Below are 14,238 nucleotides of genomic sequence, written 5' to 3' on the forward strand. Positions count from 1 at the left end.
GTGTACAATGAAAAAAATAACAGTATTGGGGCTGCTAGCCGTATTCCTGCTTTTGCTTACCTCTTCCTGCCAATCGTCCAGAAAAGATGACCCGAATTACATCAAGGTCGGGATTACCGCCGGGCCGGAACAGGAAATTGCCGAAACAGCCAAAAAGGTGGCGAAAGAAAAATACAACCTTGAAGTGGAGCTGGTGGCCTTTAACGACTATGTAGTTCCCAATGAAGCCCTGAACAACGGGGACATCGACGCCAATGCATTCCAGCATGTCCCTTACCTGAACGAACAGTCAAAGCAACGGGGCTACCAGCTGGCCGTTGTTGGCAAGACGTTCCTCTACCCGATTGTCGCCTACTCCAAAAAAATCAAAAACATCAGTGAACTTCAGCCCGGAAGCACGGTGGTTATTCCCAATGATCCCACCAATGGCGGCAGATCCCTGCTTCTGCTCCAGAAAAACGGACTGCTGAAACTGCGAGACGGAATCGGCTTGCTGCCGAAAGTAACCGACATTACGGATAACCCGAAACAACTGAAAATCCTGGAGATCGAAGCTCCCCAGCTTCCAAGGGTACTGGATGACAAAGAAGTCGTGCTGGCCATCATCAACAACAATTTTGCTGCCCAGGCCGGACTGGATGCCGACAAGCAGGGCATCCTGAAAGAAGACAAAGATTCACCTTACGTAAACCTGATCGTTTCCCGGAAAGATAACCGAAACGCAGAAAAAGTCAAAAATTTCGTCAAAGCCTACCAGTCGGAAGAAGTAGCCCGGAAAGCACAGGAAATTTTCAAAGCCGGTGCCGTGAAAGGCTGGGACTGATTTATGCGCACGCGTACGAAAACTTTCGCCAGCAGTGAATGGTGAATGGTGAATGGTCAATTTCGCTGTGCGAGTCAATTTTGCTTCGCAAGTGAATTTTTCAGGCTGACATAAAATTAACCATTGACCCGCAGGAATTGACCATTTACATAAGGTGAATGGTCAATTTCGTTTTGCGAGTCAATTTTGCTTCGCAAGTGAATTTTTCCGACGTGCATTAAATTGATCATTCACCCGCAGGAATTGACTATTGACAAAAGTGAATGGTGAATTTCGCTCCGCTGGTGAATTTTGCTGTGCAAGTGAATTTTTCAGGCTGACGTAAAATTGACCATTGACCCGTAGGAATTGACCATTGACATAAAGTGAATGGTCAATTTCGTTTTGCGAGTCAATTTTGCTTTGCAAGTGAATTTTTCAGGATAACGTAAAATTCACCATTGACCCGTAGGAATTGACCATTGACATAAAGTGAATGGTGAATTTCGCTCCGCTGGTGAATTTTGCTGTGCAAGTGAATTTTTCAGGATGACGTAAAATTCACCATTGACCCGCAGGAATTGACTATTGACAAAGGTGAATGGTGAATTTCGCTCCGCTGGTGAATTTTGCTGTGCATGTGAATTTACAGATCTTTTATTGAGAGGCAAAAACCCCAAATTATGCAATAGCATGATAAGACATTCGCAAAAAGGTAATAGCTCCAGAGGAGCCTTCTGTCAATAGCATCAGATCACATCACAGTATCTGACGAGCTCCGTAGGAGCGACCTGTTTACCGATGCACAGTTCTCCCGATTTTTATGACGTAAGAAATTTCAGGCCGGTCTAAAATTAATTATGGATAAGCAGAAACCTGACGGGTTGTTATAGATCTTCTATCAATAGCCCGGATCCTAACGAATTTGTTCTGCGGGTCAATTTTGCTTTTGCAAGTGAATTTTTAGGCTGAACTTAAACTGACCATTGACCCGCAGGAATTGACTATTGACAAAGGTGAATGGTGAATTTCGCTCCGCTGGTGAATTTTGCTTTGCATGTGAATTTCAGGCTGACGTAAAATTGACCATTGACCCGCAGGAATTGACCATTGACATAAAGTGAATGGTGAATTTCGCTCCGCTGGTTAATTTTGCTTTGCATGTGAATTTTCTGGTAGATTTTGTAGGCACAAGCGTGACGCTTGGAATGGTGAATTTCGCTCTGCGGGTCAGTTTTATCTACAGTTAAATTCAGGATGGCTGGATGGTGGGCACAAGCTTGGAAGCTTGCGCCAGCGTTGAATTATAGATTTAGGTTAAAATTGACCATTCACCTGCAGGAATTCACCCTAGACCGCTCCGGATCCATGCCTCTCTGCCACACTGGTTATAAATAACCATTTTTGCTGATTTTCATTTTCTCAATTTGAGATAATAAATTTTTTGCTATTTTTGTTTCCAATCAACAAATAGCTTTTTATGATCAAGAAAATCGCTGCTGTAAGTTTATTTATGCTTATTTCCGGTTCTTATATGGCTCAAGATACAAACACGCTGCCCGTTTACCTGGACGAATCCAGACCGGTAGAAGAGCGGGTAAAGGACGCACTTTCCAGAATGACCCTGGAAGAAAAAGTGGCCATGCTTCATGCCCAGTCCAAATTCAGTTCACCGGGCGTTCCGCGGTTGGGAATTCCTGAATTCTGGACCACCGACGGCCCTCATGGTGTACGTCCGGAAGTGATGTGGGACGAATGGGACCAGGCCGGATGGACCAACGATTCCATTATCGCCTACCCTGCCCTGACCGCCCTTTCGGCAACATGGAACAAAAAAATGTCCTGGAATTACGGGAAAGCCCTCGGCGAAGAAGCCCGTTACAGAAAGAAAGATATTCTCCTGGGACCCGGTGTCAACATCTACAGGACACCCCTGAACGGCAGGAATTTCGAATATATGGGGGAAGACCCTTACCTGACCTCGAAAATGGTAGTGCCTTACATCAAAGGTGTACAGTCGAACGGCGTGGCTACCTCAGTCAAGCATTACGCCCTCAATAACCAGGAAATGTTCCGTCATACCAGCAATGTGATCGTAGACGACAGAACTTTATACGAAATCTACCTTCCGCCCTTCAAAGCAGCGGTAACCGAAGGGGATTCCTGGACCATCATGGGAGCCTACGATATGTACAAGGGCCAGTATGCCAGCCAGAACCAGTACCTGCTGAACGATATCCTGAAAAAAGAATGGAAGTATAAAGGTGTGGTGGTTTCAGACTGGGGTGCCGTCAATAATACCGAACAGGCGGTACGCAACGGCCTGGACCTTGAATTCGGGAGCTGGACCAACGGACTTTCCGCCGGTACCAAAAATGCCTATGACAATTATTACCTGGCCAAGCCATACCTCGACCTGATCAAAGCCGGAAAAGCCGGTACTCAGGAACTGGATGACAAAGTAACCCGGCTTCTCAACCTGGCTTATAAAACCACGATGAACCGCAACAAACCTTTCGGGAACATTGCTTCCGAAGAACACAGGTCTGTAGCAAAAGAAATCGGCGAAGAAGGGATCGTGCTGCTGAAAAACCAGGGGAATGTGCTTCCGATCGATATGAATAAGGCCAGAAGAATTGCCGTGATCGGAGAAAATGCCATCAAGGTAATGACGGTAGGCGGAGGTTCCTCTTCCCTGAAAGTAAAATATGAAACCCTTCCGCTGGACGGGATCAAAGCAAGATTCGGAAAACAGGCAGATGTACAGTACGCGAGAGGCTACGTAGGAGATGTCGGCGGGGAGTACAACGGCGTAAAATCCGGACAGGACCTGAAAGATTCCCGTTCACCGCAGGAATTGCTGAATGAAGCGGTAGAACTGGCCAAGAAATCAGACTATGTGATCTTTGTGGGCGGACTGAATAAAGCGGACTTCCAGGACAGCGAAGGCAATGACAGAAAAAGCTACGGATTGCCTTATAACCAGGACCAGGTGATTGCAGCGCTGGCCAAAGCCAATAAAAACCTGGCCGTGGTAATGGTGTCCGGAAACGCAGTAGCCATGCCGTGGATCAAAGAAGTACCGGCTGTGCTCCAGGGCTGGTACCTGGGTTCGGAAGCCGGAAATTCACTGGCTTCAGTGCTGGCCGGCGATGCCAACCCTTCCGGGAAACTGCCGTTTACATTTCCGGTGAAGCTGGAAGATAATTCTGCCCACCAGCTGGGCGAATATCCGGGAAACAAGGAAGAACTGGCGGCCGGAAAAGGAAAAGACCAGAAAAACCCGATCAACATCAGGTACAATGAAGGGATTTTCGTAGGTTACCGCTGGCACGACACCAAAAAGATCAAGCCGCTGTTCAGCTTCGGTCATGGTCTGAGCTATACGACCTTTGAATTCGGAAAAGCAAAAGCCGACAAAACCGCTATGACCCAGGATGACCAGATTACGTTCACGGTATCCGTTAAGAACACAGGAAAAAAGGCGGGTGCCGAAGTGGCCCAGCTGTATATCTCGGACCTCAAATCTTCCGTTGAAAGGCCCGCAAAAGAACTGAAAGGCTTTGAGAAAGTGTACCTTAATCCGGGAGAGCAGAAAGAAGTGACCTTCACCATTGACAAAACGGCTCTCAGCTTCTTTGATGCCCAAAAACATGAATGGGTAGCGGAACCCGGAGACTTCGAGGCCCTGATCGGGAATTCCTCGGATGCTGTCAAAACCAAAGTGAAATTTACGCTGAAGTAATTTTGCTTTATTTCTATTTCTAAAATTTGGATGCCCGGACAAAACCCGGGCATTTTTATTTTATTTCCTGAGCTCCGCTGCCATGTAACCGTACAGGACATAACACATCAGACATATGAGATAAGACTGAGGCTCTGAAAACAGTTCAGAACACATCGCAAACAAAATCAAAGATTGTTCATCAGGTTAAATAATAACATTGTGCTGAAGCCCGATGCTATTGAATTATAGCTGCACAGCCGGTTACAAAGGGGAATACTGAGTCCGTTAATCCGAATATCTCAGACTTCTATCAGCAATTCCTTATCAAACCCGGTATGCTTTTCATTCATATATCCATGTGGATTGCAGATGATTTCCGTGCTTCCGACAGGATACCGGCAAGGCGTATGGATATGACCATGGATCCAGTACAACGGCTGATACTGAAGAATAACATCTTCGAGATCGGAGACGTAAGCTGAAGTCAGCGGATCTTCTCTGAAACGCGGAGGCGACGAATGTAAGCTGGGAGCATGATGGGTGACCACTATGTTTTTCATACCTGCTGATGCTTCAAGGCTCTCCTGCAGCCAGATTTTTGAAAACTGGTGAATTTTAAAAACATCGATCGACCGCATTTTCGAATAAGAAGGATCGCGTCGGATCTTCCTGTAATCATTCATCCTGTTCTGACAGACAAACCCATAATACCGGGGATCGCCAAAAACGGAAAAGTCCGTCCAGAGCGTAGCTCCGTGGAACCGGATCCCGTCGATATCCACAAAATCATTCTCCAGTACGGAAATGTGGGAATTTTCGGCGGCGGCCTTTATCTTATGAAGGGTTTTCGGATATGAACCTTTGTAATATTCATGATTTCCGAGGACGTAAATCACTGGCTTATCCGTAATTTTATTTTTGATCCAATCAATTCCTTTGGTTCCCAGATTCACATCACCGGCGAGCACAACGACATCGGCACGATCAAAAGACAGGTCCGAAACTCCGAATTCCTGGTGAAGGTCGCTGATGATCTGTATTTTCATATAAAAACGTTTACACGGTTACCATGCAAAAGTAATAAAAGACCTCCATGCCGGACAATACATACCGGTAAAATGATCAGGCTGTTGCCGGAAAATTGATCATATAAAACTGAGTTCAGCTAAATTTACCTACCGCTGCTGCTGAAAGTCTGCACGATCCATGGGAAATTTCAGCAGCAAAAAACGTGACACATCAGGTATATTGGAGAAGTTAAATAATGACATTGTGCTGAAGCCCGATGCTATTGAATTATAGCTGCACAGCCGGTTACAAAGGGGAATACTGAGCCCGTGATCCGAATGGCTAAGCATCTTTGAAACATGTATGCTGAGCCTGTCGAAAAAAACACGGCGAAAGGCTTTGCAGGTCATAAATCAATTTTTCTCCGTGAACGCTGCATTCCTGATGGGTTCCGGAATTTAAAATTCTCTGATTTTTAGTCTCATGTGTCCTGAGATATAGGCAACCTATTAAAGTCTTCTCATGTTTCCCATGTGTTCGCCGGGCTTTCATGAAACGGCTGCCGCTGCCTGTACGGCCTTCCTGTTCCGGATGATGAAATACAGCAGGGCAGATAATGCGGCGATGCTGTATCCTGCCAGAATCAGTAAGCTGACACCGCCGGCTGCATAATCCGAAGGGAAAAATCCGCCTAGCAGGGTCATGAAAGACAGTCCTATCCCGCCGCCGAGAAAATAACTGGTGGATCCTATGCTGGAAGCCACTCCGTAGTCCGACTGCTGCACTTCCTGTATGCCCAGTACCGATAAAGCGGTGAAACAGAACGTCATTCCGGTGCCTGAAATACAGGCAGCGCCGAGCAATACCAGCAGCACCGGATGCCCTGAATATACGGACAGCAACAGCAACAGGGATCCGGCCAGCATGAAAGACCATCCGAAAACACCCATCTGCGCAGAATTCAGTCTTGCGGAAACGGAAGGCAGGACAAATTTCGCCATCAGGGCAGACATGATGCTGAACGGTACCAGCAACAGGCCGGCAGATGCCGCACTGTAATGCATATCTTTCTGCAGCATAAGGGAAATCAGGAAGAGGAACACGATGAAAAAAGCCCCCAAGGCCACAAAGGCCAGGCCGGAAACCTTCAGCGAAGAATACCGGAACAGGTGCATCTGTATCAAAGGCTGCCCTACTGTTTTCAAACGGTAGATCAATGCAGCGAGCAACAGCACGGACACGGCCAGTGATCCTGCTACCGCAAAGAAGTGTTCCCGGATATGGGTGAGTTCATGCGTTCCGTACGTAAGGCTCAGCAGTCCCATCACCAGCAGGACTCCTGAGGCCACATCTGTTTTCCGGCTCCGGCCTTCCGGGTCTTCGGGAAGGTAACGGAAGGCCAGCATCAGCGTGACCACCAGTACAGGGACATTGATCAGGAATACCCAATGCCAGCTCAGATAGGTACTGATGATTCCGCCAAGGGACAGTCCGCTCCCGGATCCGATGGCTGCGAAAGAACTGAAAATCCCTACGGCACGGTTCCTTTCCTGATCCTGTGTAAAGGTATGCGTAACGATGGACATAGCCGAAGGCATAATGAAGGCAGCACCCAGTCCCTGCAAAGCCCGGAATACCGCCAGCATTCCAAAACCCGTGGAAAGCCCCGCTCCAAGAGAGGTCAGCATAAAAATAAAGGATCCGAGCAGGAAGATCTTCTTTCTTCCGATCTGGTCCGACAGTTTTCCGCCGATGATGAGAAATCCTCCGAAGAACAGGACATACAGCGTCTGCAGCCATTGCACGGTTTCCGGCCCGATGCCGAACTGCTCCTGAATGGCAGGAACGGTAAGATTGATAATAGCGATATCCAAAGCTTCCACAAAAGTTCCGGCCGAAGCCAGCATCAGGATGAGGTTTTTTCTGTCCATACAGTTCAATTATCCTGCAAAATTAAAATGAACAGAACGCATATCAAAATTTTGAATTAAATTTGGTACAAAATAAGGCAAATAACAATCTTATAAGGACATTTAACCTTTATCCATTCTTTAATCCTATAAAAAACAGGACAAATGGCAACAGAATCATATACACCGGACGAAAAAGACCTTTCCATTCTCAGGATTTTACAAAAGGACGCCAAGCTGAGTGTCCGCGATATTGCCGGCCGCATCAACCTCAGCCCTACGCCCACCCATGAACGCATCAGACGTATGGAAAGACTGGGCATCATTAAAGAATACACCACCGTGCTGGACCGTAAAAAGGTAGGTAAAGGGATGACGGTCATCTGTATGGTGGCCCTGAATGCGCATAACAAAAAGACAGCCGGCAAGTTTATCGAAGAGGTCAGCCGGCTGAAGGAAGTGGTGGAATTTTACAACATCAGCGGTGATTTCGATTTCATGCTGAAGATCGTGGCAGCCCATATGGATGAATTCCATGAATTTTTTGTGAATGTCTTATCGGAAATCGAAGGCATCGGGCAGACGAAAAGCATCTTTGTGATGAACAGCATCAAGGAAAGCCACCAAATCGTCTGACAGGACCGGATGTATGCATCTGTCATGACACCGGGCCAAACCCAACGCTGTTGAGTACTACAGATCATTTCAATTCAGCGTGTGCAAAATCATGTAAAATGTCTCGCTTACCTGATTCTGCAGATCTGCTTTTATGATCAGAAACTCATCTTACCTACCGACAAGCAGTTTTAAGCCATCTGCCATTTGCCAACTGTCCTGAAATTGGTATCTTTACTATAAAATTCATCTTATGCCCTGGAATCCCGAAGTCTACAACCAGTTTAAAGACATCCGTTTTGCCCCGTTTTTTGACCTCGCAGATCTTATTGAAGGTGAGAACGGTATGAAGGCCGTTGATCTGGGCTGCGGCACCGGGGAGCAGACCGCCCTTCTTTCTGAAAAATTTCCGGACGCCACCTTTCTGGGAATCGATGCCTCAGCGGAGATGCTCGCCCGGTCAGCTTCCCTTGAAACCGGCCGGCTCCGGTTTGAACAGGTATCGACCGAAGACCTCCTGAACCGTAAAGAACAGTGGGATCTTATTTTCAGCAATGCGGCCCTGCAATGGTCTGATGATCATGCCACCCTGTTTCCCAAAATCATTTCAAAGCTCAACCCCGGCGGCCGGCTGGCTATACAGATGCCCTATCAGCCCGGAAACCTTCTGAACCGGATCCTCCGCGACCTTGCTGCAGAAGAACCGTTCCGTACGGATCTGGACGGATGGAACCTTACCTCATCCGTACTTACCCTGGACGAATACGCCAGGCTGCTGTTTGAAAACGGCATTGAAAACATCAACATTTTTCAGAAAGTCTATCCGATTGTTGCGGAAGACCACGGAACCCTGTACAATTTCATTTCCGGCTCTGCCCTGATTCCATATCTCGAAAAGTTAACCCATCAGCAACAGGAAATATTTACAAATGAATTCAGGAAAAGAATCGCCCGGGCCTTCCCTAAGCTTCCGGCGCTGTATTCTTTCAAGCGGATCCTGATGTATGGAAGGAAAAGCACGGCTGGCTGATAGCTTTTGGCTGATGGCTGGTAGCGGCTGGCTTATGGCGGCTTGTTTTAAACTAATGCCCGATGCAATGGACCAATAGCATCAACCAGATTTCCTCTGACGGATTTTATTTTTATGCCGGACCTACATCTGTGAAGTCCGGCAGATCGTAATCAGCAAACCGGTCTGATCAATCCTCGTATAAGCTGCCACTGCCGGTTCCTCGTCTTTTCAGGAGCTTGTTCCCGCTTTCTGCTGTATCTTTTTTGCCTTGCCTTGTCCTCTGCAAAAAAGGATGCCGCGGCAATCGGGGCTAGGGATTTGTCTGTCTACGGGTAATGGATATGATTCAGCAGCTTTACTTTCCCGGCCTGCTCCCATTCCGGGATATTCAGGATACCTTGTCCTCAGGAATTACCCGCATCATCCTGTTTTATTCCGGCTAAAATGACTTCATCCATTCCTATCTCTGCAGACTGCAGTATCGATTTCTGTTACAGTTTAAGTGATTCCTTACTTACATTTGTCCGGAACAGTCTCTTTCTGATTCAATACGGATCTCACGCGGAAAATCAGTCACTACCGAATTACGGCATTGTTTTTGAACCGAGCCTGACCAGGTGTGGTACTTCGTATGAAGTCTGGCAATTTGTACTGTCTTTCCCATCCTGTTATATAATTAACCAGGTAGGGAATAAAATAAAGGCTGATGATACAGGTGTCTGCCGGTATATTTCATGACAGGGCATCCACCAGATCCAGATAGAGAATGGCCGCACATTTCACCAATGCTTTACAACACATGAATACTTCTTTATGAAAACCGGTTCTGTCCACCTCACACGCACGCTGTCCGCACTAAAAGCGCTGAACTTTTTTATGGCTGATATGCAGGCGGGCATAGGCCCCTTCCTGGGTATTTTCCTGCTCTCCAAGGACTGGGAGCGGGGCCCGATAGGAACTGTAATGACCATCGGCGGTGTAGCCGGGATGCTGATGACGGCTCCGGCAGGAGCTGCCATTGACGCTACGACCCACAAACGCAGGTATGTCATCATTCCGGGAATCTGCACCATCCTGGCTTCCGCCCTGATTCTCCTCTCGCAGGATTTCTGGCTGGTCACCCTTTCGCAGGTAGCAACGGCCATCGCAGGGGCAGCCATCGGTCCGGCCGTGGTGGGAATTACCCTTGGCATCGTAAAACAGAAAGGCTTCAACCGGCAGAACGGGTACAACCAGGCCTTCAATCATGCCGGCAATGTAGTGGGTGCTGCCCTATCCGGCTACCTGGGACTGAAATTCGGAATTACCGCCATCTTTCTGCTGTCTGCCCTGTTCGGGCTCCTGTCCATCGTCAGCATCCTGATGATTCCGGCTGAAAGCATTGATGATAAGGCTGCCCGCGGACTGAGTGAAGAAGGAAATGATGAAAAAGTTAACGGGCTGAAAGTATTGCTTAACTGCAAACCGCTGATGATACTGGCGGCTGCCCTGGCCTTTTTCCATCTCGGGAACGGAGGGCTGCTGCCCCTCTACGGAATGGCGGCTGCCGAAAAAATGGAAGGAAATGCTTCAATGTTTGTCGCCCTGACGGTCATTATTGCCCAGATCGTAATGATTGCCGCTTCCGTGGCAGGAATGAAAGTCGCCGAAGCCAAAGGCTACTGGATCGTGATGCTGGTCTCATTTATTGCACTTCCGTTCCGCGGATATATCGCAGCCCACATGATCGGGCCCGTCGGTATTTATCCGGTACAGATCCTCGACGGCATTGGTGCCGGGCTGCAGAGTGTGGCAGTACCGGGATTGGTGGCCCATATCCTGAACGGAACCGGCAGGATCAATGTGGGCCAGGGTGCCGTCATGACCGTCCAGGGGCTGGGCGCTTCACTGAGCCCGGCCGTTGGCGGATGGATCGCCCAGAAGATGGGGTACGGATCTTCCTTCATGATTCTCGGAAGCTTTGCGATGGTGTCCCTTTTGCTGTGGATCCTTTACTCAAAAACCCTGAAGGATGCGTGCGGGCATCAGCCGGCAAATAGGAGTGAGGAGTGATAAGTAATGAGTAATGGGTAATGGGTAATGAGTAATGAGTGATGAGTGATGAGTGATGAGTAATGAGTGATGAGTGATGAGTGATGAGTGATAAGTGATGAGTGATGAGTTATAAATGATGAGTTATAAATGATGAGTTATGAGTGATTGGTTGTTGGTGTTGAATGATAGTTATGTATAACGGAATATCGGTAGGACATCAATGGGTGATCGCCAACCATAGCCATTAACCATTAACCATTAACCATCAACCAATAACAATCAGCCAGCAGCCATCAGCCAATAGCCAGACGCTATGAGCCAGCTGCCTAACCAATTTATATTGATATAAGATCCTGACCTTATGGATGCTACTTTTTTCATTTACCTGATTGCCCTGCTGGCCACGGCCGGTGTGATCATACGCCCTTTCAAATTGCCGGAAGCCGTTTGGGCTGTCTCAGGAGCGTTGTTGCTGCTCATCCTGGGGCTGATTTCCTTTTCAACGGCATGGACCGGGATTTCCAAAGGAACGGATGTCTACTTATTCCTTACCGGCATGATGCTGCTGGCGGAATCTGCCCGGCAGCAGGGCCTGTTCGACTGGCTGGCCGGTCATGCCACCCGCTTTTCAAAAGGGTCTGCCGTACGGCTTTTTATCCTGATCTACCTGGTGGGGCTGGTGGTTACCGTCTTCATGTCTAATGATGCCACGGCTGTGGTCCTTACGCCTGCAGTAGCGGCTGCCGCCCATCATGCCCGGGTAAAACAACCTCTGCCCTACCTGCTGATCTGTGCCTTCATCGCCAATGCCGCCTCTTTCGTACTGCCTGTTTCCAACCCGGCCAACCTGGTCATTTACGGAAGCCATATGCCGCCGCTGACAGTCTGGCTGCAGACCTATCTGCTGCCCTCGTTTTTCGCTGTCGGGATCACTTTCTTGATGCTCTACCTCACCCAGCGAAAGGACCTGCGCCAACCGATCGCTGCCGATATTCCGATCGAGCCGCTTTCCGGAGGCGGTAAGATTGCTTTGACCGGAATTATCTTTACCACTGCCGTATTGCTCATCGCTTCTTCATTTCAATATCCGCTCGGGATCCCCACCGCCATTTCCGGTATCGCCGTAGCTGCTTTGGTAACCCTGATGACCCGGCAGAACCCGGTCCGCATCATCAGGAGCATTTCCTGGGCGGTACTTCCGCTGGTTGCGGGCCTTTTCGTGCTGGTAGAAGCTTTGCAGGAAGCCGGCCTGATCAATATCCTTCACCGGTTCCTGGCAGAAGGCTCAAGTACTTCCCCGGAATCCACTGCCCTGATCAGCGGCGGCATCACCGCCTTCGGCAGCAACCTGATTAATAACCTTCCTGCCGGACTGATTGCCGGAAGTGCCATATCGGGTGCCCAGCTTCCTTCGGTGGTCAGGAGCTGCATTCTGATCGGGATCGATCTGGGCCCCAACCTTTCCGTCACCGGATCCCTGGCCACCATTTTATGGCTCACGGAACTGCGCCGCCACGGACATTCCGTCAGTGCGTGGAAATTCCTGCAGCTCGGAGCAGCAATCATGATTCCGGCTTTGCTTGCTGCTATGGGTGCGGTGTGGCTGGTGCATCATTTCGGGTAATTCGCATGCAGTAATACGGATCAGTAAATGGTTATCACAGAAGAAATTAACGGATTGTATTTTTTAGCATTGATCTGCAATCGGCAGTAGTGTCATTAAACATACAAATGCCCGTAAAACAATTTTACGGGCATTATCAATTATTATGCTGTAAAGCCAATGGAATGGATTTGTTTCCGCTTATCCAGCAAAAGCAAAAGGCCGGACAATAATAAAGATTTCACATCAGATTAATCCTTCATCATATAACCTGGCTGTACATCATTTCACCTTATACTCCTGCTCAGACGGACCCGTCATTGGTTTCTCCTTTGCTTCCCTGTATGCCTATGTTCCGGTTGATTTTCCCTTCCGATTCCTTGAATTCGGCGAAAGCATCTGCAAGGGCCTGCATTTCTTCATCGAGACCCGGGGCAAATTCTTCCGGACGTTCCGGAGCCGTCGGGTTCGGAAAGGATTCACGGGGTTCCTTCAGGGTGGTCAGCTGGGTACCGTCGTTGAACGGTGACGGACCGCTGAAGATCTGCTCCATCAGGGAACCGTCCATGCGGAAGGTATACTGTTCGCGGTGAAGGCCCAGATCAAGGAGCCTTCTGACTTCCGGGAACTCTGAAGAATCAAACTTCGGTACCGGCAGGGCCTTGGCCCAATCGACGCCCAGGGTTTCCAGGGCCTTGGCAAATGCGGCCTGATGGGCTTCATCCCGTACGATCAGGAAAGCCACGGTGGCCCGCAGGGTCTTATTGCTGCTCATCTGGTAGATCCGGCACTTCTGGAGGCGCCCGGTAGCTTCCACCACCAGGTTGTCCATCAGGTCGAGCACGAGGTTCCCATGGTTGTGCACATAGCTTCCGCTCCACGGATTTCCTGCGGCATCTACCGGCAGCGCCGACTGGGCACCGATGATGTAATGGTGCGGATTCTGCTGTTCTTTGGCCATATCCAGTGCAGTATCGCCGCCTTTGCTGGGTGCTTCATACTTATCTCCCTGGTAGCGCGGCGATCCGTCCAGCAGTTGGGAAATGGTTTTGGTGATCAGTTCCACGTGGGAAATTTCTTCGATTCCTACGCCCTGAATCAGATCCAGGTATGGCGTGGCCCTGCCACGGAAATTAAAACTCTGGAAAAGGTACTGCATCATCGTCCGCATTTCGCCGAACTGGCCGCCCAGTCCTTCCTGCAATGCATTGGCTGCCGACGGATCCGGTTCATCCGGCACGATCGGATTGATTAAATTCTGTGAATGGTAAAACATAGATTGTATTTTTGGTGTTCCCCTACATCGCAGCGAACACCATGCCAGCCAACCACCATCATTCCCTCATAAGATACTGATAACTAATTTATTAAATACCTGACTCAAGTCATAAGTTTTGGGAATTTGGGAATGATAGGTACCTGGGCGAGACCACGGAATCCTGTTAAAGGATCAAGACTTTCAGGTCATATGCCAATCACTTTGCCTGCTACCGGCATATAAAAAAGACTGTAAGGGCCGAAAGATGT

Annotated in this window: 9 protein-coding genes; 6 read left to right on the top strand and 3 right to left on the bottom strand. The window is 48.7% G+C overall.

Features of this window, described 5'->3' with window-relative positions; genetic code table 11:
• The first annotated feature begins 7 nt into the window (after positions 1-7).
• Both metQ and QZ735_RS05960 read left to right on the top strand, forming a co-directional pair.
• Positions 8-823: a methionine ABC transporter substrate-binding lipoprotein MetQ gene (metQ, locus tag QZ735_RS05955; RefSeq protein ID WP_294245569.1), complete on the top strand. Its 816-nt coding sequence runs from the start codon at positions 8-10 to the stop codon at positions 821-823.
• 1,459 nt (positions 824-2,282) lie between these two features.
• Positions 2,283-4,547: a glycoside hydrolase family 3 C-terminal domain-containing protein gene (locus QZ735_RS05960; protein ID WP_294245548.1), complete on the top strand. Its 2,265-nt coding sequence runs from the start codon at positions 2,283-2,285 to the stop codon at positions 4,545-4,547.
• A 281-nt stretch (positions 4,548-4,828) separates the two neighbouring features.
• On the opposite strand, the gene QZ735_RS05965 is transcribed toward QZ735_RS05960, so the two are convergent.
• Positions 4,829-5,575, bottom strand: coding sequence for a metallophosphoesterase (locus tag QZ735_RS05965; RefSeq protein WP_294245551.1), 747 nt, complete (start codon positions 5,573-5,575; stop codon positions 4,829-4,831).
• Between the two features lie 510 nt (positions 5,576-6,085).
• On the bottom strand, positions 6,086-7,468 hold the full coding sequence (locus QZ735_RS05970; RefSeq protein ID WP_294245553.1) for an MFS transporter: 1,383 nt from the start codon (positions 7,466-7,468) through the stop codon (positions 6,086-6,088).
• Positions 7,469-7,612: 144 nt separating this feature from the next.
• Between QZ735_RS05970 and QZ735_RS05975 the strand changes: the two genes are divergently transcribed.
• The 4 genes from QZ735_RS05975 (at position 7,613) to QZ735_RS05990 (ending at position 12,732) form a co-directional block, all read left to right on the top strand.
• A complete protein-coding gene (locus QZ735_RS05975; protein WP_294245555.1) occupies positions 7,613-8,083 on the top strand; it encodes an Lrp/AsnC family transcriptional regulator in 471 nt (156 codons plus the stop codon).
• A gap of 232 nt (positions 8,084-8,315) precedes the next feature.
• Positions 8,316-9,092, top strand: coding sequence for a methyltransferase domain-containing protein (locus tag QZ735_RS05980; RefSeq protein WP_294245558.1), 777 nt, complete (start codon positions 8,316-8,318; stop codon positions 9,090-9,092).
• A gap of 795 nt (positions 9,093-9,887) precedes the next feature.
• Positions 9,888-11,126 carry an MFS transporter gene (locus QZ735_RS05985; RefSeq protein WP_294245560.1) on the top strand — a complete coding sequence of 413 codons (1,239 nt, stop codon included), beginning with the start codon at positions 9,888-9,890 and terminating at the stop codon, positions 11,124-11,126.
• A gap of 343 nt (positions 11,127-11,469) precedes the next feature.
• On the top strand, positions 11,470-12,732 hold the full coding sequence (locus tag QZ735_RS05990; RefSeq protein WP_294245563.1) for an arsenic transporter: 1,263 nt from the start codon (positions 11,470-11,472) through the stop codon (positions 12,730-12,732).
• A gap of 283 nt (positions 12,733-13,015) precedes the next feature.
• Here the strand turns inward: QZ735_RS05990 and QZ735_RS05995 are convergent, their stop codons facing one another.
• Positions 13,016-13,987 (bottom strand): manganese catalase family protein, encoded by a 972-nt coding sequence (locus tag QZ735_RS05995; protein ID WP_294245565.1) that lies wholly within the window; start codon positions 13,985-13,987, stop codon positions 13,016-13,018.
• Between the last annotated feature and the right edge of the window lie 251 nt (positions 13,988-14,238).

The sequence above is a fragment of the uncultured Chryseobacterium sp. genome, from assembly GCF_913776365.1.
Lineage (GTDB): Bacteria > Bacteroidota > Bacteroidia > Flavobacteriales > Weeksellaceae > Chryseobacterium.

Coding starts and splice junctions, on each gene's coding strand:
- QZ735_RS05985 (WP_294245560.1), top strand. CDS start 9,888: ATGAAAACCGGTTCTGTCCACCTCACACGCACGCTGTCCGCACTAAAA.
- QZ735_RS05990 (WP_294245563.1), top strand. CDS start 11,470: ATGGATGCTACTTTTTTCATTTACCTGATTGCCCTGCTGGCCACGGCC.
- QZ735_RS05995 (WP_294245565.1), bottom strand. CDS start 13,987: ATGTTTTACCATTCACAGAATTTAATCAATCCGATCGTGCCGGATGAA.
- QZ735_RS05960 (WP_294245548.1), top strand. CDS start 2,283: ATGATCAAGAAAATCGCTGCTGTAAGTTTATTTATGCTTATTTCCGGT.
- QZ735_RS05980 (WP_294245558.1), top strand. CDS start 8,316: ATGCCCTGGAATCCCGAAGTCTACAACCAGTTTAAAGACATCCGTTTT.
- QZ735_RS05975 (WP_294245555.1), top strand. CDS start 7,613: ATGGCAACAGAATCATATACACCGGACGAAAAAGACCTTTCCATTCTC.
- QZ735_RS05965 (WP_294245551.1), bottom strand. CDS start 5,575: ATGAAAATACAGATCATCAGCGACCTTCACCAGGAATTCGGAGTTTCG.
- QZ735_RS05970 (WP_294245553.1), bottom strand. CDS start 7,468: ATGGACAGAAAAAACCTCATCCTGATGCTGGCTTCGGCCGGAACTTTT.
- metQ (WP_294245569.1), top strand. CDS start 8: ATGAAAAAAATAACAGTATTGGGGCTGCTAGCCGTATTCCTGCTTTTG.